This is a genomic window from Brevibacillus sp. IT-7CA2, assembly GCF_949767855.1.
Classification (GTDB): domain Bacteria; phylum Bacillota; class Bacilli; order Brevibacillales; family Brevibacillaceae; genus Brevibacillus.
In genome coordinates this window covers 182259-208274 of sequence record NZ_CATKQT010000051.1, presented here as the reverse complement: position 1 = coordinate 208274, position 26016 = coordinate 182259, and the positions used below count along the sequence as shown (strand labels likewise).

The window sequence follows — 26016 nt, the reverse complement described above, 5'->3', positions numbered from 1 at the left end:
AATTCATGCAAAGCGAACATGATTATGAATGGGAACTATGCTATAATGGCACAGTGTGTTTTTACCTGATTCTCGGTAGTAATTTCTAGAAAACGCAGGGAGGATTTTGCGAGATGACTCAGCATACGTCTGTTGATCAGCTATCCATTAATACCATCCGCACGTTGGCGATTGATGCCATCGAGAAGGCGAATTCCGGTCACCCGGGAATGCCGATGGGTGCAGCCCCTATGGCACATGTACTGTGGAGCCGCTTTATGAAAGTAAATCCGAGCAATCCAAAATGGATTGACCGTGACCGTTTTGTCCTCTCAGCAGGACATGGCTCTATGCTATTATACTCGATGTTGCATCTGATGAAATACGATGTTTCACTGGAAGACCTACATAACTTCCGTCAATGGGGCAGCAAAACGCCTGGTCACCCTGAGTTCGGACACACGGCAGGTGTTGACGCGACAACGGGTCCTCTGGGACAAGGGATCGCGATGGCTGTCGGTATGGCGATGGCTGAAAAGCACATGTCAGCTGTTTACAACCGCGACAATTTTGACATCGTTGACCATTACACATACGTGATCTGCGGCGACGGTGACCTGATGGAGGGTGTATCCAGCGAGTCTTCTTCTCTGGCTGCTCACCTGAAACTGGGCAAAATGATCGTGCTTTACGATTCGAACGATATCTCTCTGGATGGCGAGCTTTCCCGTTCCTTCTCTGAAAATGTAGCGGGTCGCTACCAAGCGTATGGTTGGCAATACATTCGCGTAGAAGACGGCAATGATCTGGCTGCTATCGACGCGGCTATCGCAGAAGCGAAAAAAGATTTGGATCGTCCTACCTTGATCGAAGTAAAAACCGTCATTGGATACGGAAGCCCGAACAAAGGCGGCTCCAGCTCTTCTCACGGCGCTCCGCTTGGAAAAGACGAAGTGAAGCTGACAAAAGCAAACTACGAGTGGAACCATGATAATGAGTTCCACGTACCACAAGAAGTGACTGATTTCTACGCAGGCTTGGCTGATGCTGGCGAAAAAGCAGAAGCGGCTTGGCGCGACCTGTTTGCTGCTTACGCAAAAGCGTATCCAGAACTGGCGCTGCAATTTACGACTGCAGAAGAAGGTCATCTGCCTGCTGGTTGGGACAACCATATGCCGACGTATGAAGCTGGCGCGAAGCTGGCGACACGCGTTGCTTCCGGTAATGCGATCAATGCATTGGCAAACAGCGTTCCGTTCTTCCTGGGTGGATCTGCTGACTTGGCACATTCCAACAACACGGTGATTAAAGAAGCGGGCAACTTCCTGCCAGGTTCTTATGATGGCCGTAACATTTGGTTTGGTGTTCGCGAATTCGCGATGGGTGCAGCCCTCAACGGTATGGCTCTCCACGGTGGCGTAAAAGTATACGGCGGTACGTTCTTCGTATTCTCCGACTACGTGCGTCCGGCGATTCGCCTCTCTGCACTGATGAAGCAGCCAGTTGTCTACGTATTTACACATGACTCGATCGCAGTTGGTGAAGACGGACCGACGCATGAGCCGATTGAGCAGCTCGCTTCCTTGCGTGCGATGCCAGGCTTGACCATTCTTCGTCCGTCTGATGCAGTAGAAACGAACGAGGCTTGGAAATATGCTGTATCCCGCACAGATGAGCCAATTGTACTGGTGCTGACTCGTCAAAACCTGCCAGTCCTTCCTGAGACTATTGAGAAAGCGGCAGAAGGCGTGAGCAAAGGTGCGTATGTTCTCGCAGACGCGCCAAGCGGCAACCCGCAGCTCATCCTGTTGGCAACTGGTTCTGAGGTATCCCTCGTGATGCAGGCGCGTGAGCAACTGCTCGCGAAAGGTATTGAAACACGCGTTGTTTCTATGCCGAGCTGGAACCTGTTCGAGCGTCAACCGAAAGAGTATCGCGACGCTGTGATTCCACCAGCTGTAAAAGCACGCGTGGCGGTAGAAATGGGCTCTCCAATGGGGTGGGAGCGTTACGCTGGCGATAGCGGTACAGTCATCGCAATCGATCAGTTTGGCGCATCTGCACCAGGTGAGCGCATCATGAAGGAATACGGCTTCACGGTAGAAAACGTTGTGACTGAAGCAGAAAAACTGCTGAAATAAATCGTAAACCTTTAGGAAAAAGCCTATCTTCTGTTTCAGGAGATAGGCTTTTCCAGTGACAAACGGAATTTTGTATGGAATGATAGACTACAACCCAAAACAGAAACTTTTTTGAAATGGGACCGTCTATATAAGATGTGGGGGAGAGAGAGAAGACCAGGAGGTAAATAATGGCAGCAAAGGCCAAGAAGAAAGTCAGGAAGAAAAAGAACAACTTGCTGATGATTGCCGTATCGTTTGCAATATTCCTTTTCCTTAGTGTGATTGGGGGCTACTTCGCCCTGTTGTATGCGGGAGACCGGATGATTGAGCAAAACGTACAAAAGCTACAGGACTTAAAAGCAGAACCAACTGTCATATACGACAAAAACGGGAAAGAAATGACGAGTCTGATTCGTCAGAAGAACCGTATATACAAACCGATTAATGAAATGCCAAAGACTCTGATCGATGCTTTCCTCGCCGTAGAGGATAAGCGCTTTTATGAGCACAAAGGCGTCGATATGGTTCGGATCGGCGGCGCCATCGTCAATGACATCAAAAAAGGATCGTTAGCTGAAGGGGGAAGTACCATTACCCAGCAGCTGGCTAGAAACGTCTTTCTCACCCTAGACCAAACGTTCTGGCGTAAAACAAAAGAAATGAGTATCGCAATTGGCTTGGAGCGAAAGTATTCCAAGGATCAAATTTTAGAGATGTACCTGAACCGCGTTTATTTGGGCGAAGGGGAATTTGGGGTAGAGGATGCTGCCCAGTATTACTTCGGCAAGTCGGTAAGCGATGATAAGTTTACCGTTGCGGAAGCAGCGATGCTGGCGGCCATTCCAAAAGCACCGACTACTTATTCACCTTTTAACAATCCAGAAAAAGCGAAACTGCGTCGAGACACCGTTATTCGTCTGATGCATGAGCAAGGAATCATTACCGATGAGCAAAAAGAGGCAGCTCAAGCAGAGCCGTTGCCGAAAGAACCGCATGAAGTGGCGGGTGCCAGCTTGAAAAAAGGCTATCGCGCGTTTTTTGACAATATGGTAAAAGAATCCGAAGCCACGTTCGGCGTGACAGAAGAAGAACTGTACCGCGGAGGCTGGGACATTTACACGACCTTCGATCCGAAAGTACAGGATGCCATGGTTGAGGAATATGCGAATGCCAAAAATTTCCCGAAAGACGGCGCCAAGCGCGGTGTAGAATCATCGATGATTGTCATCGACGCGAAAACGGGCGGAATTGCCGGGATGGTGGGCGGACGCAACTATGCGGCAAAAGGCTTTAACTATGCGACAGACATGAAGCGTCAACCGGGCTCCAGCTTTAAGCCGATTGCGGTGTTCGCTCCGGCGGTAAATAAAGATATTAACAAATGGAACGCGAATTCGCAGCTGAGCAATAAACGGCAGAGCTTCAATGGCTATGAGCCGCGCAACTACAATAACCGTTACACGGAAACGATGAACATGAACCGGGCGATGATCGACTCTGCGAATATCCCGCCAGTATGGTTATTAAATGAAATCGGCGTATCAGAAAGCTTGGAATACCTCAAGAAAGTCGGCATTGAGCTGACTCCGAACGATCGAAACCTGGCAATTGCCCTCGGGGGCTTGAGTTTAGGTACATCCCCGCTGGAAATGGCTCAGGCGTACACGCCTTTTGTCAATGGAGGGGTAGTGTCTGAGACGCACTCGATTACGAAGGTGGAGAACAAGGACGAGGGTGTTGTCCGTGAATACCAGCCAAAACAATCTGAGGCGCTGAAGCCGGAAGCAGCTTGGGAGATTCACACCATGCTGGAGAAAGCAGTTCAGGAAGGGACAGGGAAGGCAGCGCGTATCTCTGGCCGCCATGTTGCAGGTAAAACCGGTACGACCCAATCCATAGCAGGCGACAGCAGAGCGAACAAGGATGCTTGGTTCGTCGGATATACACCGGAATATGTCGGTGCCGTTTGGATGGGCTTCGATCCGGAGGACAAACAGCATTTGATGCTTCAAGGAAGTAGCATGACGGCGCAAATGTTCTCCAAAGTGTTGGCAACAGCTTTAAAAGGTGTGCCGTCATCGGACTTCGTTCGACCAGAAGGCGCGGTACAACATAAACAAGAGGAAGTTGAACCAGAAATCCAATTGGCTGCAGACATGACATTGGATAATAACCAATTGAAGGTAGTGCTTAGCTGGATTGGCGGAGCTGAAGGTGGTACGTACGATTTGTATCGCATTAGCGAAAACGGCGAAAGACAACTCATCTCTGCGGGTATGAAGGAAACCTCGTTCGTAGATTTGCTGGATAGTCCAAGACAATATCGTTATCAAGTCGTTCCGAGAAATGCGCAAGGCGAGGAAGGCACACCTTCAAAAGAAGTCCCAATCGACTCCAAGAAGCTGGAGAATATAATTAATCAAGATCCAGGTCATAACGAGGAAGGTAACGATCAGGGGCAGAATCCGGGGGGTACCGAAAATGGAAACGGTGAAATTCCACCTGACCAAGGTACCGGAGAAAATGGTGAGCATACAAATAATGGAGATGGTAGCCAACCGCCAAATCAGGGAACAGGTGAGGTTCCACCTGACATCGTGAATCCAGACCCTAGTCAGACAAATGGTTCCTCCAACGAAATCCAATTACCGCCACCTCCACAAGAGGAGGGGCAGAACCAGTTCCCAGATGCATCAAACGGCTAAAGATTAGCCCAGCAAGAACGATTCAAAACCGATTCGACTATTTGCACAGCTTCTTTCGCGTGGTACAATACCAGTAAATCGGGAGACAGGGGGGACAGTCCATGTCTGGCTACGCACAAAGAGATCTACCCACATTTTTCAAAGAACAGTTACGCCAAACCAAGGTGAATTTTGAGCGAGCTCTTGACTGTAAACACACCGATTTCGATGATCTTTACCCATACATGAACGAGCAGCCACAGTTCTTCTGGTACAAACGTTACGTGGCTTGGTCAGAATTGTTGACCGTCGTACGTCTAGCTGAACAATTGGGTATTGAGTGGACAGAGGATTTCAGTGAGCAGCAGGTAGAATTCATTCAAGGTAAGGTTCTGCAAGGAAAAGTGCTCGATTATTGGAACCCGGAAGAAGAACAAGAAGAATCGATGAGAGAATTGGAAGAAGAAAAATAAATGTGATTGTAAAAACATGGCGCGTTCCCACTTGCGGGAACGCGCTTTTTTGCGTGCGCTAAGCGAAGCTCGCCTTTATATTAACAGTGTCCAATATTCCATACATGTTTATGAATTTTTGTAAAAAAATGTATACATTCTTACTCTTCTTTACTGCTATATGTATTGGCACCATAATTGCAATTCTAACAGCGTGTACTTTATTACATTCCAAATGGAGAGAAGGTGAATCTGCACAAAACAAAATACGGCTTCCTCGCAGCAACAAACGAAAATACGGTTACAAATCAAAGGAGGATTGCTCATTCATGAAGAAAAAGAGTCGCACAGTACACAAAGGCCGCTTGATGGCTGGTGTCCTTCTCTCGACATCATTTCTATTGGGGACGGTTGGTACTCCTGTCCAAGCTTTGGCAGTCAAAGATTATACAAGTGCGATCGGTAGGGATGGGAGTCAAAACGTTCCGCCTTCTGGAAAATATGTGGAGAGAAAGCTGGACCCGATCACCTCGTTTCAACATCAATCCAGAGACGAAGCAGGAGAATATCCGCATCCAGTGGAGCCGACCTGGAGTGTAGAGGAGCAAGAGTCTTCTAACGAACAGCAGCGGAGCATGAAGGCAAATGTCGAAAAGTACGCGATGTCCGATTTGAACAAGCTCAACTACGACGAATTAGTCAATGTACTGGTGACGATTAATTGGGAGCAGATTCCTGAATTATTCGATTTTACCCCCGATTCGTATGCCTTTTACAACGATCGTCAGCGCGTTCAGGCCATTATTGACGCATTGCAAGTCAGAGGCACACAATACTCCGGCAGCGATTCTAAAGGAATTGACACCTTGGTTGAGGTGCTTCGCTCTGGGTATTACCTCGGCTACTACCATCAGGAATTATCCTATCTCAATCAGAGAAGCGAGCATCAAAAAGTGTTCCCTGCTCTGCATGCCATTGCAGACAATCCGAATTTCAAATTAGGGACAGATGCTCAAAATGAGGTAGTAGGTGCCTTTGGTGGACTTATCGGAAACACTTTTGTAAGCGCTTCCCTCGTGGGGAAAGCTGCCCCGATCATCCGTCAATACGAAGAACAAATGGATACTTTCATTACGCAGCGGAGTGCGGGTGATGCTGTTTTCCGTATCATGAGCCAGTTTAGCTATATTCTGATGTGGAAAGTGGATGAACCAACCAAGCAACAGGAGTTTTACGGCAAAATAGATACGTATCTGAACGAATTGGGAAATCTCGCCTTGCATGGCGATACAGATGAAGCGAAAGAATGGGTCCTCGATAATGGTTTTTATCACAGTGCTTATTTGGGAGAATACCATTCCAATCCGAATAAGGGCAACGAGGTGCTCACAGAAGCGTTAGAGCTTTATCCGTATGTGGGACTTCAGTATATGCAGGTAGCGAAGCTGATCCAGACAGTCTATGGCGGAAAAGATGCGCAGGGAAGGGACATCCAGTTCAACAAGATTCGTGAGGATGCCATGGAAAAGTATCTGCCCAAAGAATATACGTTTGATGACGGAAGCATCGTCATGAAAACAGGCGGGGATGTCACAGAAGAAAAAGTCAAACGGTTATATTGGGCGGCAAAAGAGGTAAAAGCTCAGTTTCATCGGATGGCAGGACGAGATGAACCGATGGAAGAAGGGAACCCCGACGATATTTTGACCATTGTCCTTTACAATAGTCCTTCAGAGTACAAGATGAACAACCCCCTGTACGGCTATGAAACGGACAACGGGGGCATGTATATCGAGGGGAAAGGAACTTTCTTCACCTACGAGCGCACACCGCAGCAGAGTACGTACACACTGGAAGAGTTGTTCCGCCATGAATTCACGCACTATTTACAAGGGCGTTACGCCATACCTGGCTTGTGGAATGAAGGCCCGATTTACAGAGACGAGAGACTGTCGTGGTTTGAAGAAGGGGGAGCGGAACTCTTTGCAGGCTCCACGCGAACAACAGGTGTTCTGCCTCGAAAGTCCATGGTCAACAATCTGATTCGCTTTGGACAAAATAATTGGTATACGGCGTCTCAAACTTTGCACGCACGCTACGGAACATGGGACTTTTATACGTATTCATACGCCTTGCAGTATCACATGATGAAAGAGGACTGGAACAAGCTCGATGATATCATGGACTACATAGAGGCCAATAACGTGGATGGGTATGACCAGTTTATCCGTACGCTCAGCAATGATTCAGAGCTGAATCGGGATTACCACGGTACAATGGAATCGTTGGTAGACAGCTATCCTGATCTGACCGTGCCGCTGGTGTCGGATGATTATCTGGTAACGCCAGACCCCAAAGCAAGTGCAGAAATCTTCCAGGAAATTGAAGATGTCACCGGATTGCAAAATGTATCTACAAACAGGCACGATTCAGAGTTCTTCCAAACCTTTACGTTATCAGGCACGTACACGGGTACGCAGGCAGAAGGGGAGAAGCAAGACTGGGAAACGATGAGTCGCATCACAGACGAGTTTCTAACCACGCTTACTTCTCATCCATGGAACGGCTACAAAACCGTAACCGCCTACTTTACCAACTACAGAGTAAATGCGTCCAATCAGTTTGAATATGATGTCACGTTCCACGGAGTACTTCCAGAACAGGGAGATGGAGTGAACCAGCCGCCTGTTATTGTCATGAACGGACCGTCAAAAGCAGCCGTAAACGAGGAAGTGACGTTTAGCAGTAACGGAAGCTCTGATCCGGATGGTAGCATCGTATCTTATCTGTGGGAATTTGGAGATGGCACAAGCAGCAGTGATGCCAATCCTATGCATGTCTACGAAAATCATGGAGAATATACCGTGAAGCTACGAGTAACGGATGACAAAGGAGCGGTTACTGCGAAATCGATTACGATCACGATCGAGGAGCAGAGTGGAGAAATCGGGGAAAAGGAACAAGAGCCAAACAACAGCTTTTCAGAGGCAAATTTGTTGAAAAGTAATGTGGAGCTGAGTGGTCAAACAAGCAAACAAGACGACAAGGACATTTTTGCCTTGAAGGTATTGGGCAACGGAACGGTGAAAATCAACGTAACGAGTGAGCATGATACTGGTTTGAACTGGGTCGTTCATCACGAGGATGATCTGAATGAATATCTCGCTTATCCCAAAACCTCAGGAAAAACGCTCTCCGGTGAGTTTGAAGCATCTCCGGGTACCTATTACTTGTCCGTGTACAACTTTAACGGTGAAACCATTCCATACAAAGTAACCGCGGAATTGCCAGAAGTAGAAGCAGAACCAACCGAAACGGAGCCGAACAATTCATTCGATGAGGCGAATGCGCTACAGTTGGGCGAAGAGATAAGTGGTCAAACCGATCGTACAGATGACAAGGACACGTACATCATTCAGGCTGAAGAGGAAGGGACCGTTCAAGTTACGGTAAGTAGCGAGAAGGAAGAAGGCTTAAACTGGGTGGTGTTCCATGAAGATGATCTTGAAACGTATTTCGCCTACCCCAAAAACGCAGGTAAGAAACTGACTGGAGAATTTGAGGCAAAACCAGGGAAATATTACTTGTTAGTCTACAACAATAACAACACGAAGATTCCGTACAAAGTTATCGTGAACGCAGAGTAATCTCTCCATTCAAAGGAAAAAGCCCTTCCTACACCTTTTTTAAAAAGGAGATAGAAGGGCTTTTTTTCGTTTGATAAGCGTCTGGTAAAAATCAGCGCGTAACGGTATGACGTTCCGCACGTCTTTTCTTTGCGTAGCCAAAGAATCAATGGAGCCAATTGTAAATGACTTGTGGCGTCTCTTCCTCAGGGCCAGCCGGGAGAACGAATGGAACAGGATTGCTCCAAGGCTGGGCAGAGGACGGGGCATTGGAGATAATGAATTCTGTCCCCAATGAAACAAAGGTGTACAGCTCCTCGACAGCGGCATTGTACAAGCGAACACATCCGAGCGAAACAGATGAGCCGATGCTCTCGGGATGGTTTGTCCCGTGGATGGCATACCCGTTCTCCTGAAAGACCATGCCCCTCGTTCCATAAATATTGTCATGTCCACGGGGCTGATTGATTTTTTGTTGAATGGTATAGTAGCCTTCGGGTGTAGAACCGTTTTTGCCTATGGCGACGGGATAGCTGCGTACCAAATGGGAACCGCTGATGAGCTTCATCGTATGTGTCGAGGTAGTCAAGTGAAGCTGTAACGGTTCGAAAGGCGCCGCTGGCTCCGGATAGCCGGGAAGCGGCAGCACATTGCGCAAGCTGTCCCATGCGGACTCTGGCAAGAAGGCTTTGGGATGATACGGATAGCTTTTTAACAAAAGTCTCTTCGGCGGTACTGGAATTTGAGGCAAATAATTGCCTGGATAAGCGTCAGCCAGATCAGACAGCTGGGCAGGCAACGTACCTGTTTGCTGATAATAGCGATACAAGGCATTTCGCAAGATCAGTACATGCTGAAGTGTTAGCTGCTCATCCGTGAGTTCTGCCTTACCTGTGGCAAGTGTCGGTTCTCGTTCCAACTGCACCGGTTTATCCCACCATTTTTCACTGAGAACAGTCCGACTCGTCGGATTGTAACGCAAGATGCCTCGGACTTCGCGCGGCTGATAAAACAGCAAGGGACGGAATAGCGGTGAACCAGGTACTTCAGGGACAACCATCACTGTAAAAGGCTGCGTAAGAGCAGGACGCCTGGACTCTACATAGCGCCGGACCTGTTCAGATAGCTCACGGGCACTGAGTGTAGGAGGAACTGCGATGACCTCGACATGTGGCTGCGTTTGAGCTGTTGTCGGTACGGGCTGTTTGGCAGCCTGTGGCGTTGTCTTGGAGGACGCATCTCTCAACGGTCCTGGCGAAAAAGCGAATTGAAAATAGAGAAACAAGAGCGAAGCCAAGAGTAAACGTGTTCGATTGCCCAAGGAATTGCGCTGTCGCTCCCGCAGCAGTCGTTGATAACCGTCACGCGTTTCGTTGTAATACGGGCCTTGCTTGGATACGAGACCACGCCTGTACGCTTCGAGAGCCTGTTCCGAGTTTCCTTGTGCTTCTCGTTCTTGACCAAGGTGAAACCAACCGATCGCCTCGTTTGGATATTGAGTCGTATACCACCGGTAAAAGGCGATGTCGCTCTGATCCGGATATTTCATATGAAATGTACTTTTTTCCTGAAGAAAGGAAACCTTGTCCACGGATACTTCTCCCCCAAATAAATGAGCGTTCAAAAAGGCGCCCTTATAAGGATGTATCGGCGTGAGTCGGGAAAATAATGAGAGTGGAGGTCAAAAATGGTTTATTTACGAACGATCAAGCTGCTGCGAGAAAAATTTCCCAACACGAGAGAATATCCGTTTCACCTGCCCTCCTTGCGCAAGCTGGAAGAGATCGAACTTGCGAGCAGTGTCACTTTTTTTGTAGGAGAGAATGGCTCGGGCAAATCGACATTATTGGAATCAATAGCCTATCAATGCGGTTTTAACACGGCTGGAGGATCGCGTCACAACTTTTATGAGGTGCATCGCTCGGAGGCGATTCTGGGTGACTACATACGTCTTTCCTGGCTGCCCAAAATAACGAATGGCTTTTTCCTGCGAGCGGAGAGCTTCTATCAGTTTGCCAGCCATATCGATGAGATGGGCCCGAAAAGCTATCAACATTACGGCGGACGCTCGCTGCATGAGCAATCACACGGAGAATCTTTTTTCTCACTGTTTGCCAATCGCTTCAACGGCAGGGGAATCTACCTGCTGGATGAGCCCGAGGCTGCTCTTTCACCGAAGCGTCAAATCGCTTTTTTGTACTTGATGCGTGATTTGGTGGAAGAAGGAGCACAATTTATCATTGCATCGCACTCGCCGATTCTATTGGGCTATCCCGGAGCGACTATCCTCAATTTTGACGAATCGCCGGTACAAGAGGTGAATTATCGCGATACGGAGCACTATCAATTGACGCGCCGTTTCCTTGAGAAGCCCGATCGATTTTTGGATGAAAAATAATTTTCATTCTTCCTGTCACAAAAAATGCCTTGGCGGTTTCTATTAGATGAACGAAGCAGTAGAGGCATTCGTCAATGACGCACGCAGGAAGGAGGAATCCAGTGGAGGTGCAAGCAAACCTGGTGATGAATCATGCTCGAGTAGAGGATCAAGTAGATTCCTTTCAAGAATTGTTTACGACCTATTATCCGTTTGTGGTCAGACAGATCATGCGAATTGTGAAAGAGCAACAAACGGCAGAAGATATTGCACAGGATGTATTTCTCTCCTTTTACCATACCGATCGAACGGTGATCGAACATATCCCGGCATGGCTGTCCAAGTCCGCGCTCTACGCAGCGTACAATTATCTTCGTTCAGAAAAACGCAGGTACGCAAGACAAGAGCGAAGTGCATCCGAGCAAGAGCACGTCAGCCCTTCTACAGAAGAGATGTGGCTTGCAAAAGAGTCCCAGAGTATCGTTCGCGATGTGCTAGAGGAGCTAGACGAACGGGAACGAACCTTGCTGGTCATGAAATATTCCGGATTTCCTTATGCGGAGTTGGCTAAAGCGACTGGCACGCAGATCAGCTCGGTGGGAACACTCCTCGCGAGAGCGAAAAGTAAATTTCGTACGATATATGGCCGGATGAGGGGGGAAGAGGAATGAAATGTGCCGATACAGGCTTTATCCAGGCGTTCTTAGACGGTGAATGCAGCTCAAAAGAAAGTGAGCAATTCCTGCTTCATCTGGAGTACTGTGAAACCTGCCGTACACAGCTGGACGAACTGTCCGCTTTGGATAGCTGGACTCGTGAGAAGATGGAGCATGCTTTTTCCGAGACAAACGATGGGAAGGTCAATACAGAAGCAGCATGGCAGCGATTTTCGCAAACGATCGAGAAATCGACTGACACCTATGCACAAGAGCGACAAATGATAACCAATCGAGCAACAACTAGAAGGAGCTGGAATCAGATGAACAAGCAAACAAAAAGATGGGTGACAGGCGCTTCGGCAGCAGCAGTATTGGCTGTATCTCTGTCCTTCCCCCAAGTACAAGCAGCAGCGAACGATTTTCTGTCCATTTTCCGCATGGATAAAGTAGAGTTTGTGAAAGTGACGAAAGAAGATTTGCAAGAACTGGAACAATGGATCGCAAATGGCAATATGGGCGAGATGGAACTGAATGGAATTGGAAAAATATGGATTTATAATGGGATCGATCAAGAGAAGCTCGAACAAAGAGACCATTATTACAACAGCAGAGAAGCCGCTGTAAAGGCTGGAGTGAAGCTGCCTGAGCTGCCGCAGGATGTCACGGTGGATAGCGTAACCATCAATTATCCTTACACCATGCACATGGAAATCGATGCCGATCGTGCAAACAAGCTACTGGAGCAATTGCAGGTAGAGGCGCGCTTTGATGAAAAGCTGAGTGGCAAACGCTTCTCCTTGAAGATCCCAAAGATGCAGCGTGTTTGGATCATTGTCGGAAAAGAAAATATTGGCTACTCTGTCATAGACGCTCCTGAGCTAAGCGCACCAGAGGGAGTCGATCTGGCACAGCTTCGCGAGACATTCTTGGCCCTGCCGTTCATTCCGGATCAAGTGAAAAAGCAGATGATTAGCATCGAAGACTGGCAACATACCCTCCCTGTGCCATACATGGCAGACGGCGAGAGTAAGATGAAGGAAGTAAAAGTGAACGGTCAAAACGGAATGCTGATCACAGGTAAATACAATACACATCTGATGTGGCAGCAGGATGGACAGATTCACATGCTGGAAGGCAGCGAAAAGAACGCTGATGGGCTGTTGGATTTTGCCAATCAACTGAAATAAGGAAACAAATAGTCGGGCATTGGCAGAGTTTTCCTGAAAAAGGGGGGCTCTGCTTTGTCCCGTTTGTCATGGAGAAAGTGAGGTAAGCGATGTCAGATTATGTGATAGAGACCTGGGACTTGACCAAGCAATATAACGGCAAGGCCGGCTGCAAAAATATTACGCTACAAGTACCGCGCGGCTCCGTATTTGGTTTCCTCGGGCAAAATGGAGCGGGTAAAAGTACTTTTGTCAGGACGATGCTCGGGTTATTGCACCCAACGAATGGCAAAGCGGTTATGCTTGGGCAGCCGATTGGCAGTGTAGAATCGCGAAAAAAGGTAGGCTACTTGCCAGAGCTGTTCCGCTATCCTGATTGGTTGACGGGCCAGCAGCTCTTGGAGCATCATGCCGAGTTGTGTGGATTAACATATCACGAGAGCAATTCCGTGATAAAAAATGTCGTTGAGCTGGTCGGAATGGCTGGACGGGAGCGTGAGCGCATCCGGGGCTATTCCAAAGGCATGCAGCAGCGTATCGGGATTGCCTGCGCCCTCTTATCCGATCCAGAGTTGATCTTCCTTGATGAGCCGACCTCCGCACTGGACCCAATCGGGCGAAAAGAAGTACGTGAACTGATCGCAAGGCTGCGTGACCAAGGAAAGACGGTTTTTCTCAACAGTCATCTCCTGAGTGAAATGGAGAGCGTGTGCGACTACGTCGGGATCATTCACCGCAGTGAGCTGGTCGTACACGGCGACTGGCGCAAGCTGAGCAGCGTCCAACCGCAAATTGAATTGACTGTGGACAAGGATAGCGCTGGCTTTCATAACGAGCTTCCTTCCTTCGTCACAGAAAGTCGTCTCGTTAGACAAGAGGAAGACCGTGATACATGGTTAATGACGCTGGATCAGGACAATCGGGTACCCGCTCTGTTGCAACAATTGATTGCATCCGGGGCTGGGGTACACGAAGTCGTGCGCAAGCAGCAATCATTGGAAGATGTATTCCTGTATTGGGTGCAGAGAAAGGAGGAAGAACGACATGTGGCCGATCATCAAAATCACGTATAGAGAAATGATCTCCAAGCGTATTTTCACGATTACGTTGATCATGTCGCTGGCCTTCTTGCTGCTGTTTGGACTTGCCACAGGCTATGCGGTCAAGGAAATGAAGGATATGTTAGGAGACGTGGGCGTGGAGAGATTGTTGGAAAAGCAGGTTCTCTCCACGCAGATGCTGGGCATGGGCTTGTACTTTGGCTCTGTCATTACGGCACTCCTGGCAATTTTGAGCAGTGTAGGAAGCATTGCCTCTGAAATCGAAAGCCATCAAATCGATACGTGGCTGGCACGAGCACTTCCTCGCTACAAATATGTGCTGGGGAAATTTTTCGGGTTGGCGAGTATGCTGGGGTTGTATGCACTCCTGATGTTTACCGGACTATTGGCGATAAACCAATGGGTGGGGGAAGGTATGCTGGCTGTTCAGGTGGATGCTAGCCAAGTCCTGAAAGCAGCTGCTTTCTTCGTTAGCATGCCGATCATTCTTGTCTGTGTAGCTATGCTTTTAAGCAGTATTACCACCACAGTGACGGGTGGTATTATCCTGATCATTCTGTACGGGATCAGCTTCGTTGGCGGCTTTATTGAGCAGCTTGGTGCGGTCTTTAGCAATAGCTCGCTTACCAATATCGGGATTATTTCCAGTCTGCTCTTTCCTGCCGATTCATTGTTCAGGCAAGCGACACTTTCGTTATTTGATTCGGCTGATGATCCGCTGTCCTTTGCTTCACAAGGAATTTTCGGTACGACTTCTCCTCCGAGTACTGCCATGCTCATCTACACTATTATCTATGGCATCGTGGCGTTGGGGTTGTCCATTCGGGTGTTTCAAAAGCGAGATGTATAAGAAAAACAAGAGAGCGGCTGATTCGTGCCGTTCTTTTTCTTAAATGGAAAGAGGCCCTTTCACGAAAGGCCTCTTTTTTATGTACTTGCATGACCGATCACCATATGCGCATTTCATGATTTTTATGATGTTAATAGAGGAAATGCGGTTAAAACAGTTTATGCGCATATTCTATTCGGATTTTTACGAACATTGTTATAATGACAGCACAATATGAAAGCGCATTCGTCATGGTTGCTACAACATCATTGTAAGCGCATTCTTGCAAGGGGGAACTAGCGTATGCTGGCATTACTTGGATTTCTCATGGTAGCCGTTTTCATGTACTTGATTATGTCGAGACGGCTTTCGGCATTAGTTGCTTTAATTGTTGTTCCTGTTGTTTTTGCGTTGATTAGCGGATTTGGTACAGAAATTGGCGACATGATGCTTGCAGGCATCAAGAAAATTGCGCCTACGGGAATTATGCTGTTGTTCGCCATTCTATACTTTGGAGTCATGATGGATGCAGGTCTGTTTGACCCATTAATTAAGAAAATCGTGAAAATTGTGAAGGGTGACCCACTGAAGGTGATTGTAGGTACAGCGATTCTCGCTACCTTGGTCGCACTGGATGGAGATGGAACCACGACTTATATGATTACCGTTACCGCGATGCTGCCTTTGTATCGCAAGCTGGGAATCAGACCGATGATTTTGGCAGCTATGGCGATGCTCTCACTCGGTGTTATGAACATGACGCCTTGGGGTGGACCGACAGCACGTGTTATGAGTGTACTCCATATGGATGTTTCCGAGATTTTCGTCCCTGTTATTCCTTTGATGATTGGCGGAATTGCGTGGGTGATGATCGTAGCCTGTATTCTGGGCAAACAAGAGCGTAAGCGTCTAGGGATTATTGAGATACCAGATGAAGATTTGCAATCGCTTGCAGGACAAGAAGTGGCGGCGACGGATGAGACTGCTGCACTGAAACGTCCGCACCTGATCTGGTTCAATCTGTTGTTGACAGCAGCCCTGATGGTCGGTCTGATTACGAGCTTCTTGCCACTGCCGACGATGTTCATGCTCGCTTTTGCCATTGCCCTGTTTATTAACTACCCGAAAATGCAAGATCAGAAAGAGCGAATTGCAGCCCACGCAGCTAACGCACTGGCTACAGTGTCCATGGTTTTCGCTGCGGGAATCTTTACAGGCATCCTGACTGAAACGAAAATGATCGATGCGATGGCGAGCACACTCGTTTCCTGGATTCCAGATTCACTTGGTTCCCATATGCCTCTACTCGTAGCGCTGACAAGCATGCCATTCACGTATTTCATGTCGAACGATGCGTATTACTTCGGAATCGTTCCAATCTTGGCGAATGCAGCAGCCGCTTACGGAATCGATCCGGCGGAAATTGGTCGCGCTTCGATCCTGGGTCAACCGCTGCATGTACTTAGCCCGTTGTTTGCAGCACAGTACCTGTTGATCGGAATGGTTGGGGTCGATTATGCGGAAACCCAAAAGTTCATCCTGAAATGGGCGTTTGGAACATCGATCGTGATGATTGTGCTTGCTCTTCTTACCGGAGTCATCTCATTCTAGTCGACTATAAGAAGGAAGAAATAAAAAAAGAGGCCTGCTCATGGCCTCTTTTTTCGTCATCGAGCGAAATGAGATACAATGAGAAGAAGAGGAGGGAACGATGTGCGTTTTCACAGCAAGCTGATGTTGATTATTTGCTCGCTCCTTTTTGGTGTGACTGTCATACTTGGTACGATGTTTGAACAGATGCTGGCCGGTGTATTGGAGCATGAGATCGGAACACGCGCACTGCATACCGCCAAGACCGTCGCGCAGATGTCCGAGATCAAACAGGCGTTTGATGCAGAAGATCCTGCTAAGATAATCAATCCAATCGTGGAAAAAATACGCGTGGATACGAATGCGGCATTTATAACCGTAGGAAATTTGCAAAGCATCCGCTATTCACATCCTGATCCAGAGCAGATTGGCAAAAAGATGGTGGGAGGCGACAATGAGGCAGTTTTTGAGGGGCAATCCATCATCTCTGAAACAGTCGGTTCGCTTGGCCCCGGACTGAGAGGAAAGACTCCAATCTATGATGAGGAAGGAAAGGTGATGGGGGTCGTTTCTGTCGGCTTTTTGTTTGAGGATATAAATGAAACGATCGAATCGTATCGCAATCGAATCTTCGTCATCGGCATCGTCACCTTGCTCTTGGGTGTGGTGGCTACGCTCATTCTTTCGCAGAATGTAAAGAAAGCCATATTTGGTTTGGAGCCAGAACAAATCGGACGATTGTATCAGGAAAATCAAGCCGTGCTGGAATCGATTCGCGAAGGCATTGTGGCAGTCAATAAGGAAGGGGCGATCACGCTCGCAAATCAGACCGCTCTCCATATGCTGGGGCAAGCGAAGGATAAAGACAGTATCATGGACAAACAGGACGAGCTGGTTCGTTCGCTGGGCCTTCATGAGGTGATTGAGACAGGGAAAGCCGAATTTGACCGCGAAACGAATGTGGACGAGCACGTATTAGTCGTGAACCGGGTCCCGATTATGGATAAGGAGCGCCATGTTATGGGTGCGGTAGCGAGCTTTCGCAATCGGTCCGAGCTGTTCGAGGTCACACAGGAGCTGTCACGAGTGAAGGAGTATGCGGAAGTCCTCCGTTCCCAGACGCATGAGTATTCCAACAAACTGCATCTCATATCAGGACTCATCCAGCTTGAATCGTATCAGGAAGCCATTGAAACGATCTCTTCTGAGTTGAATGTGCATGTTCACAATACGACGTTTATTATGCAAGAAGTCCCCGACCCACTGATAGGTGGCTTGTTGCTCGGGAAGCTGAATCAAGCCAACGAACGCAAAGTGGAATTGAAAATTGATCCAGAAAGCAACTTCCGTGACATTCCTGCCTCGATTGATCGCTCACAGCTGATTGTCATTCTCGGTAATTTGATAGATAATGCGATGGACGCTGTAAAAGCTCCAGGTGCATTTGCACCCGAAATCACGATCTTTTTGCTCAATATGGAAGAGGTCTTGCTCATAGAGGTAGAGGACCTGGGGCCAGGCATCTCCGAAGAAAATGCGGAACGAATCTTCGAGCTGGGCTTCTCTACCAAACAACAGCCGAATCATGGCTACGGACTGCACTTAGTCAAACAAGCTGCTTTACATGTACACGGCAATATTACACATACGGGAAATCCGGTAGGCGGAACGATTTTTACTGTGACGATACCAAAGGATGCACGCACGGCAGAACGGAAGGAGGCCGTTATAGATGGTACGGGTACTCATTATTGAAGACGACCTGAGAATCGCAGAGGTAAACCGACGCTTCGTGGAAAAAGTGGAGGGGTACGAGGTGATTGGCATTGCCACGAATGGGCAAGAGGCCAAGGACCAAATGGAAATTTTGCAGCCTGATCTCGTGTTGCTCGACATTTATTTTCCGGATATGGACGGCCTCGATTTTTTGTCGATCATAAAGGAGCAGTTCCCTACAACGGATGTCATCATGCTGACAGCAGCCAAAGAAGTGGATGCGGTTGTAGAGGCGATCCGCTATGGCGTTTTCGATTTTATTACCAAGCCACTTATCTTTGCACGCCTGCAACAAACGTTACGGAATTATCAGGAGTTCAGGCAAAAGGTGAGTGATTGGAAAAAAGACACCGATCAGATCAGTCAAGCCCAAATCGATGAGCTCATTGCCCGGACAGGCCAAAAGAAGACAACCGAGACCAGGGCAGTCAAAGGGATCGACCAAATTACGTTGGACAAGATTTCAGGCTTTCTCATGCAGACACAGGAGGCCACGACGGATTTGGTCAGCAAAGAAACAGGCATTAGCCGTTCAACAGCAAGGCGATACCTAGAATATTTGGTAGCCAAAGGAGACGCCATCGCAGACCTTTCGTACGGTGTCGTCGGACGTCCAGAGCGCGTATACAAGAGCGTCGGCCGGCAAAAAGAATAAAAAATAACCCTTCGCGCCCGCAAAAGTAAGGTTCAAAGCCTACTTGAGAGAGTGTGAAGGGTCTTTTTTTATGATACGCATTTAAAAGGTTCCGATAAACCAACAAAGCTGGCGAGAAGAAAAAGCGCAGGGCTCGCAGACCTTGACAACGCCTACCCAGTCGGAACTTCAAAAAGGGGACCACGCTTGTCGAACACTTCTTCTTAGAAAAACTTCCGCCCGTAGGGTGGCTCTGGCTCGACGGTCCCCTTTTTGAAATGGAGACGGCCAGTGAATCCCCTTTGCGGGCGTGTCAGAGTCGAAGAGAACTGTGCTTTTTCTTCTCCTGCACTATGTTGACTCAAACGCTTACTTAATCACACAGCTCGCTTCCACCCGATAAATGCGCTGCCCACGAGAAGAAAAGCGCTCCTCGTACTCCGTCATCACATTATCTGCCGCCAGCTTGGACTGGTGCAGGTCAAAGGTGATATTGCGCATCTGGAAGCGCTCCGCAGCGAATTCGTTGAGTGAAAACTCAAAAAGCTTCTCGTTATCTGTCTTCATATGAAGCTCACCGTCTGCCACAAGCACCTGACGATAGGTGTTCAAGAAGCTTTTGTAAGTGAGACGGCGTTTCGCATGACGGGTTTTTGGCCACGGATCACTAAAGTTCAGATAGATGCGAGAAATTTCGTGATCGGCAAACAACTCGGTCAACTTGGAAGCGTCGAACTGGACAAAGGCCAGATTCGGAACAGCTTTGTACTCTGTACGCTGGACAGCGCGCAGAACGACCTCCGCCTTCAGTTCAACCGCAATGAAATTGATGTCAGGGTGACGCTCGGCCAGTGTATTAATGAAACGTCCTTTTCCACAGCCGATCTCCACATGAATCGGGTTGTTATTCCCGAAGCGTTCCTTCCAATTTCCTTTATAGGAAAGGGGATTGTCTACGAACGTCGGATATTCTCTCAGGGCCGCTTCGGCACCTGGAATGTTACGCAGTCGCATATGTGCCTCCTTCAAAACGAACTCCTATCTACTTTACGATGACATTCTGCTAGTTGCAAGTAGAGAGAGAAGAAAGGAAAGCAAGATTCCAGAGGCAGATTACGTGAAAAAGGAGGGAAAAGGGGTTTTTTGTAAATGGAACCAGGACGAAAGTCGCATGAGACGCGGATTTTAACAATTGGGGGCTGGATAAATTTTGCCAATTTGAGAGGGACATTATGGAAATGAAATAGACTGAAAATTTGAGGAATGCCTGTTAAATCAAGCACGAAGGCGTCAAGCGGTAATCGTATCCAGTTGAAAAAATAGTTTTTGGTAAGTTTTTGGTAATTTCATAGAGTGTGAGCTTTGGTAAAGTAGAGAACAAGTGAGAGGTCAGCCAAACTTTGCATAAAATGGTCCCTTGTTGAGCGGGGATCTTTTTCAAAAGAAAAGGGAGGATGAACAGCATGAAATTACATAAAGCCCTCATAGGAATCGTAATGGGAGTAGCATTGGGAGTCACAGCGATTGTCGCTCCACTGCCAGCAGAGCAAAATGTAGCCGAGGCTGCATGGTCGCAATCCAGGGCGGACAAGGTCATTGCCACGGGAAGAAAGTATATGGGTACGCCGTATAAATTCGGTGCGAGCAGTAATACCACAGCCGTATTTGATTGCTCTTCCTATACACAGCGCGTATTTAAAGTCGCAGTGGCCAAGAGCATACCACGCACTTCTCGCGATCAAGCCAAGGTAGGAACGAGTGTGTCCAAGTCGAACCTGAAAAAAGGAGACCTGGTGTTCTTCAAGGCGAGTACAACGACGACGTCCAAACGGATTACACACGTGGCGATTTATGCAGGCAACAACAAACTCTTACATACATATGGAAAACCAGGAGTGACGTATTCGACCTTTAAGGGCACGTCCTGGGAGAAGCGCTTCGTTTCGGCACGGCGAGTCTTGTAATCTACTCGTTTGGCTCTCTACTTACTAATACGTCTCGCACTCGGTAAAGTTGCGATGAATGAATAGGCAAGTTTTGTAAATACGATAGGGAAAAGGGATGATCCATTGCAGATCATCCCTTTTTGCTTTCGCGCGAAACTCAATCGGAGCTCTTTGCAGGCCGAGCATACTTTTGCCGCCAATAAAAGAAACAGGAAGCAAGAAAGAGGGGGATGGAGGCAAGCAGCATCACTTCCTTGGCCGTAAGTCCGCATGCGATCAATAAACTCGTCATCGCCTGTGAAATCGGCTGCAAGCCTAAAGAGGAGAGCGAGACCAAACTCATGACCTTCCCTAACGAGGCGTGTGGCACCTTTTCCTGAACAAAAGAGAGAATCGGAATATTAATGAGAGAAAACGTGACGCCGAGGGTAAACAGAATAAGCAAGCTGAGCCAGAACTGCTGAGTGAGACTAAAAGCAAAGAAGACAAGCGCTTGCATCATCATGAAAAGAAAGGCGATCTGCAACCTGTTTTGACCCAGTCTCGTGAATGCGAGCACGATTGCCCCGGCAAGCATGCCAAAAGCGAGAGCCCCTTCCAAAAAGCTGTACTGCAGGGTAGAGCCAGACAACACCTGATCTACAAAAATCGGCAAGCCGATGTATAAGGGGCCCATCAAAAATACGTTCAGGCAGATGATGGAGGTCAATAGCAAGGGAAGGAAATCCGATTTTCTGACATAACAGAAGCTTTCCTTGATAGATTCCTTGAGCTTTTGCTGTGGTTTGGAAAGCACGGCTGGTTCTTGTTTCGGCATGCACCATGCAGATACACTTGCAACGAGAAGAAGCAAGCCAACAAAGCCGTATAAAAGGGGGTAATTTCCCCACTCAATCACAAAACCGGCAAGAACAGGACCGAGGAGCTGTGAGGTTTGGATTGTCGTTTGCAGCACAGAATTCGCTCGCAAAAGAGAAGAAGAGGGTACGATTGACGGTATGAACGAATTTTGAGCTGGCCAATAAAAGGCATCAATGGTACCGAAGAAGAGAGCGAACCAAACAAACAGCGCAAGCGAGGAATACCCCCACCAGATGATTCCTCCCAGCAGAAGCATCAAAAATGCTTTCAACATGCTTGTGATCGACAGGATTCTCTTTTTGCTCATCCGATCAGCGAGCGTTCCGCCTATCAGCATGAAGACGATTCTGGGAATCGTTGCCGCCATAAATACGAGGCCTAATGAGGCCTCCTGAGATAAAACCTGGATGATATACCAGGTTTGCGAGAAAAGAAAGAGTGAGATACTGAGTCCGGAACAAAGGGCGGACAACCACAGAAGGGTAAAAGGTTTCGTAAACAAGCGGGATGTATCCGCTGAGGGAAGGCTAGATTGCTTGGGGACAGCTTCCATGGAAATTCACTCTCCTTATTATTAACCGGTTAAAAATTATTAACTGCATCTCCGAAAGAAAAACCTACTCGAATAGGCTTTTCATACACATGTGGACTTATCGTCTTACATTTTCCTTTGTTACTTCTGTCCATCCTTTTTAAATAACGGTTCATCAATTTGAAATCCCGTAATCATCAGGTAGTAATCCTGCTTCGAAGATGGGTCATCTAGGGAGCTTTGCTGCAATTCGTGGAGCAGGTTCCGGTATTTTTGCAAAAAGGACACAAACGCCTGCTCGCTGACTCTGACTTCAGACTGCAGGGATATGCGCGGCCAATTCTCGACTTCCGATGACGTCAGCGCAAAGGCTTCTTCAGGAGCACTGAGTGCTCTTGTTTTCGCCCGTTGCAACACTTCGACATAGGATTGCCTAGTTGCCTCCTTCGACTCCGTATACGTGAGCAGATGATCAGCGGGTATGAAGCCTCTTGCCACCGCCTGATAATATTTGAGAATGTTGCCGCCCTTTTCTTCTTTTTTAACCAATTGGATGATGCCATGCTTCTCCAGCTCACGCAGGTGATAGAGAATCTTCGCGCGGGACAGACCAAAAAGTTGGGAGAGCTGTTGTCCCGTGTGTGGCTTTTCCACCAGATGCATCAGCATTTTCGTGCGTAACGGGTCACTGATCACTTTTAGCTGATCGTAGTTTTCGATGATAAAAATCGACTTTTGCTCCAATATCCATCACGATCCTTTTAACCAGTTAAAATTTATTAACTCGATTGTAAAAGGGGATAGCTGGAAAAGTCAATACAAAAACCCTTCCTGAGTGAAGGTGATTCACAGAGGAAGGGTTTTACCTTTACTTGTAACACTAGATTTTCAAAATACCACCCATGCTCGCATTCGTTACCATCTTGGAGTAACGAGCCAGATAGCCTGTTTTTACTTTTGGCTCGAATTCTTTCCAGCCTTCTTTGCGGCGAGCCAGCTCGGCTTCATCCACCTGCAGCTGGATCGTGCGCTCCTCGAGGTCAATCGTGATGATATCTCCGTCCTGTACGAAGGCAATTGGACCGCCTTCTGCGGCTTCTGGAGAGACATGGCCGATACTGATCCCGCGGGAAGCACCGGAGAAGCGTCCGTCAGTAACGAGAGCGACTTCTTTACCGAGGCCCATACCCACGATTTGTGAGGTAGGTGCCAGCATTTCTGGCATACCTGGGCCACCTTTAGGTCCTTCGTAACGGATGACGACAACATGACCGGATTTGATTTTGCCAGCTGCGATTCCTGCCAAAGCATCTTCTTGGGAGTCGAAGCAGATTGCTGGACCTTCGTGCTTTTTAATAGAAGGATCGACACCGCCTGTTTTGATGATCGAGCCTTGCTCCGCCAGGTTGCCGAACAGAACAGCGAGACCGCCGGAAGCGCTGTACGGGTTGTCCAGGCGACGAATGACTTGATCATTTTTGATTTCAGCGTCAGCGATGTTTTCGCCAAGGGTTTTGCCCGTTACAGTGATACGGTCTGGATGGATAGCGCCTGCTTTTTTCGCGATTTCTTTCAGAACAGCTGATACGCCGCCTGCCTCGTGGCAATCCTCGATATGATAGTCGGAGGAAGGAGCCAGCTTGCAAATATGCGGAATGCGCTTCGCTACTTCGTTGATGCGCTCGATTGGGTATTCGATGCCTGCTTCTTGTGCGATAGCCAGTGTATGGAGAACCGTATTGGTTGACCCACCCATCGCCATATCGAGTGCGAATGCATCGTCGATTGCCTCGAGTGTCACGATGTCGCGTGGCTTAATGTCGCGTTCAATCAGATTTTTCAGTTTTTCAGCAGATGATTGTACCAGCTCGCGACGTTCAGGAGAGACAGCGAGTACGGTACCGTTGCCAGGCAGAGCCAAACCGATGGCTTCGAGCAGACAGTTCATCGAGTTCGCTGTAAACATACCGGAACAGGAACCGCAAGTCGGGCATCCATATTGCTCCAGCTCTTCGAGTTGCTGGTCGTTGATCAAGCCTGCTTGGTGAGCTCCGACACCCTCGAATACGGAGGAAAGTGAGATGGAGCGGCCATCACTCGTTTTTCCGGCTTTCATAGGGCCACCGGTTACAAAGACGGTTGGAATGTTGACACGAAGCGCACCCATGATCATCCCTGGTGTGATCTTGTCACAGTTCGGAATACAGATCATGCCGTCAAACCAGTGAGCAGCGACAACGGTTTCCAGGCTGTCTGCGATGATCTCGCGGCTCGGGAGGGAGTAGCGCATCCCGATATGCCCCATAGCGATTCCGTCGTCAACTCCAATCGTATTGAATTCGAATGGAACCATGCCAGCAGCACGAACGGCTTCTTTGACCAGTTTTCCAAACTCCTGTAAGTGCACGTGACCTGGGATAATGTCGATGTACGAGTTGCAAATGGCGATAAACGGTTTATCGAAATCCTCATCCTTTACACCTGCTGCACGAAGCAAGCTGCGGTGCGGTGCGCGGTCGAATCCTTTTTTGATCATATCACTACGTTGTCTGGTCAATTTGAAAAACTCCCTTCCAATACGGATAATGCCTGTCTTATATTTTGAACTATCTTATCAATTTTTAATAACAGAAACAACTGTAAAAGTCTGAACATTTGCTCAGTCTCGAATGGTTCAGACAACTGCTCTCGATTGCCATAAGCTTAGGAATCATAGCGAAATCAGCTTGTTTGGGATAAAATAGAAGAATCGATTCTATTTCGGTTGGAGTGAACAAAATGTTAGATGAGTTAAAAAACATCTGGTCGGACGGGAATGACGAGGAGCGCCGCATTCTCGAGCTGGCTGTTGCTGCAATTCACCAGAAGCGGGAACGGAATAGCGCGTTTATCTCTGGGTTTCTTGGATTAAAGGGAGACTTCATAGACGGAGAAAGACAGTCGTATCGCTTCGAATTGCCTCTGACCCCTTTTATGCACAATTCAGGGCGAGTTGTTCATGGAGGAATTCTTGCGACCTTGATCGATTCAGCGATGGGCTCCTTGATCAATCGGTCCTTGCCACCAAATCAGTATGCAGTGACGACAGAGCTGAAGGTCAATTATTTGCTTCCGGGAATAGGGGATCGGCTGCGCGCAGAAGCCAGCTTTTTGCATCGCGGACACACGTTGGTCGTCATGGAGGGCAGTGTCTATGATGATCGGGACAGACGGATCGCCCATGGTACAGGAACGTTCATTGTGCTATCCAGAAATGATCGGAAATAAAAAGCCCTCGCTCCCCACCAAAAAGGTGAGAGCGAGGGGTGACGGTGCTATTTGATGACAACGAGACCGCTGTATTCCGAAATATAAGTGAGCATTTTGGTGGAAAGCGGCACGATAAACTCCATGTTTTCTTTTTCAACGATACCGGATCGCGAAACAATCCGCGCCCATTTGGCGGTCAGCTTATAGTAATCGGAACCAAATGAGGCATGAACTGTCTCACTCTGATGCCGAAACGTGACAGGGCTAGCGCCCTGCTTCATCGGAACCATGCTGATGATATCCTGCAAAAACAAATGGTAGGTCATGTGTGGCTTGAAAAAAATGAGCTCCTTTGTGGTGACAGAGAAGCCGTAGCTATTGTTCATTTGGGTGAATTTGAGTTCACCTTCCATATTTTTCAGCCGAATGAAGTCGGTGTTCATCTTTATCCCCCTCCTTCGGGTGTCTTTCT

The 26016-nt window shown here is 48.1% G+C and carries 20 protein-coding genes; 14 read left to right on the top strand and 6 right to left on the bottom strand.

All coding sequences use genetic code 11. From position 1 onward, the window contains the following. Positions 1 to 113 precede the first annotated feature (113 nt). From tkt to ACM6JA_RS24490, 4 genes are all read left to right on the top strand, one after another. Positions 114 to 2120 carry a transketolase gene (gene tkt, locus ACM6JA_RS24505; protein ID WP_414854474.1) on the top strand — a complete coding sequence of 669 codons (2007 nt, stop codon included), beginning with the start codon at positions 114 to 116 and terminating at the stop codon, positions 2118 to 2120. A gap of 170 nt (positions 2121 to 2290) precedes the next feature. After that, a complete protein-coding gene (locus ACM6JA_RS24500) occupies positions 2291 to 4807 on the top strand; it encodes a PBP1A family penicillin-binding protein (RefSeq protein WP_414854473.1) in 2517 nt (838 codons plus the stop codon). Between the two features lie 101 nt (positions 4808 to 4908). Further along, the gene (locus ACM6JA_RS24495) at positions 4909 to 5259 is read left to right on the top strand and encodes a hypothetical protein (RefSeq protein ID WP_007721499.1); all 351 of its coding nucleotides are present in this window, start codon (positions 4909 to 4911) and stop codon (positions 5257 to 5259) included. 308 nt (positions 5260 to 5567) lie between these two features. Further along, positions 5568 to 8885 carry a collagenase gene (locus ACM6JA_RS24490; protein WP_414854472.1) on the top strand — a complete coding sequence of 1106 codons (3318 nt, stop codon included), beginning with the start codon at positions 5568 to 5570 and terminating at the stop codon, positions 8883 to 8885. 145 nt (positions 8886 to 9030) lie between these two features. Here the strand turns inward: ACM6JA_RS24490 and ACM6JA_RS24485 are convergent, their stop codons facing one another. Then, positions 9031 to 10455, bottom strand: a complete 1425-nt coding sequence (locus ACM6JA_RS24485; protein WP_414854471.1) for a L,D-transpeptidase family protein — start codon at positions 10453 to 10455, stop codon at positions 9031 to 9033. A 96-nt stretch (positions 10456 to 10551) separates the two neighbouring features. Between ACM6JA_RS24485 and ACM6JA_RS24480 the strand changes: the two genes are divergently transcribed. The 8 genes from ACM6JA_RS24480 to ACM6JA_RS24445 all read left to right on the top strand — a co-directional run bounded on the left by ACM6JA_RS24480 (position 10552) and on the right by ACM6JA_RS24445 (position 18977). Beyond that, a complete protein-coding gene (locus ACM6JA_RS24480; RefSeq protein ID WP_414854470.1) occupies positions 10552 to 11262 on the top strand; it encodes an AAA family ATPase in 711 nt (236 codons plus the stop codon). A 101-nt stretch (positions 11263 to 11363) separates the two neighbouring features. Next, positions 11364 to 11912, top strand: coding sequence for an RNA polymerase sigma factor SigX (locus ACM6JA_RS24475; RefSeq protein ID WP_414854469.1), 549 nt, complete (start codon positions 11364 to 11366; stop codon positions 11910 to 11912). Beyond that, the gene (locus ACM6JA_RS24470; protein ID WP_414854468.1) at positions 11909 to 13087 is read left to right on the top strand and encodes an anti-sigma factor family protein; all 1179 of its coding nucleotides are present in this window, start codon (positions 11909 to 11911) and stop codon (positions 13085 to 13087) included. Before ACM6JA_RS24475 ends, ACM6JA_RS24470 begins: the two co-directional genes overlap by 4 nt. 89 nt (positions 13088 to 13176) lie before the next feature. Next, a complete protein-coding gene (locus ACM6JA_RS24465; RefSeq protein WP_414854467.1) occupies positions 13177 to 14139 on the top strand; it encodes an ABC transporter ATP-binding protein in 963 nt (320 codons plus the stop codon). After that, on the top strand, positions 14111 to 14977 hold the full coding sequence (locus ACM6JA_RS24460; protein WP_414854466.1) for an ABC transporter permease subunit: 867 nt from the start codon (positions 14111 to 14113) through the stop codon (positions 14975 to 14977). The genes ACM6JA_RS24465 and ACM6JA_RS24460 overlap by 29 nt, the downstream gene beginning before the upstream one ends. A 282-nt stretch (positions 14978 to 15259) precedes the next feature. Beyond that, the gene (locus tag ACM6JA_RS24455; RefSeq protein ID WP_007721485.1) at positions 15260 to 16567 is read left to right on the top strand and encodes a CitMHS family transporter; all 1308 of its coding nucleotides are present in this window, start codon (positions 15260 to 15262) and stop codon (positions 16565 to 16567) included. 78 nt (positions 16568 to 16645) lie between these two features. Continuing rightward, positions 16646 to 18301 (top strand): ATP-binding protein, encoded by a 1656-nt coding sequence (locus tag ACM6JA_RS24450; protein ID WP_414854465.1) that lies wholly within the window; start codon positions 16646 to 16648, stop codon positions 18299 to 18301. Continuing rightward, positions 18279 to 18977: a DUF977 family protein gene (locus ACM6JA_RS24445; protein WP_414854464.1), complete on the top strand. Its 699-nt coding sequence runs from the start codon at positions 18279 to 18281 to the stop codon at positions 18975 to 18977. The genes ACM6JA_RS24450 and ACM6JA_RS24445 overlap by 23 nt, the downstream gene beginning before the upstream one ends. Before the next feature lie 348 nt (positions 18978 to 19325). On the opposite strand, the gene trmB is transcribed toward ACM6JA_RS24445, so the two are convergent. After that, entirely contained in the window at positions 19326 to 19970 is a 645-nt protein-coding gene (trmB, locus tag ACM6JA_RS24440) for a tRNA (guanosine(46)-N7)-methyltransferase TrmB (protein WP_414854462.1), read from the bottom strand. 449 nt (positions 19971 to 20419) lie between these two features. Here trmB and ACM6JA_RS24435 point away from each other — a divergent pair, with 449 nt between their 5' ends. Further along, the gene (locus ACM6JA_RS24435) at positions 20420 to 20920 is read left to right on the top strand and encodes a C40 family peptidase (protein ID WP_414854461.1); all 501 of its coding nucleotides are present in this window, start codon (positions 20420 to 20422) and stop codon (positions 20918 to 20920) included. Between the two features lie 139 nt (positions 20921 to 21059). Here ACM6JA_RS24435 and ACM6JA_RS24430 read toward each other — a convergent pair whose 3' ends face one another. The 3 genes from ACM6JA_RS24430 to ilvD all read right to left on the bottom strand — a co-directional run bounded on the left by ACM6JA_RS24430 (position 21060) and on the right by ilvD (position 24852). Beyond that, positions 21060 to 22316 carry an MFS transporter gene (locus tag ACM6JA_RS24430; protein WP_414854460.1) on the bottom strand — a complete coding sequence of 419 codons (1257 nt, stop codon included), beginning with the start codon at positions 22314 to 22316 and terminating at the stop codon, positions 21060 to 21062. A gap of 120 nt (positions 22317 to 22436) precedes the next feature. Then, positions 22437 to 23039 carry an ArsR/SmtB family transcription factor gene (locus ACM6JA_RS24425; protein ID WP_414854459.1) on the bottom strand — a complete coding sequence of 201 codons (603 nt, stop codon included), beginning with the start codon at positions 23037 to 23039 and terminating at the stop codon, positions 22437 to 22439. 136 nt (positions 23040 to 23175) lie between these two features. Further along, positions 23176 to 24852, bottom strand: a complete 1677-nt coding sequence (ilvD, locus tag ACM6JA_RS24420; RefSeq protein WP_414854458.1) for a dihydroxy-acid dehydratase — start codon at positions 24850 to 24852, stop codon at positions 23176 to 23178. A 221-nt stretch (positions 24853 to 25073) separates the two neighbouring features. On the opposite strand from ilvD, the gene ACM6JA_RS24415 reads away from it, so the two are divergent. Continuing rightward, positions 25074 to 25562, top strand: coding sequence for a PaaI family thioesterase (locus ACM6JA_RS24415; protein WP_414854656.1), 489 nt, complete (start codon positions 25074 to 25076; stop codon positions 25560 to 25562). Positions 25563 to 25609: 47 nt separating this feature from the next. Here the strand turns inward: ACM6JA_RS24415 and ACM6JA_RS24410 are convergent, their stop codons facing one another. Further along, positions 25610 to 25987: a hypothetical protein gene (locus ACM6JA_RS24410; RefSeq protein WP_414854457.1), complete on the bottom strand. Its 378-nt coding sequence runs from the start codon at positions 25985 to 25987 to the stop codon at positions 25610 to 25612. Between the last annotated feature and the right edge of the window lie 29 nt (positions 25988 to 26016).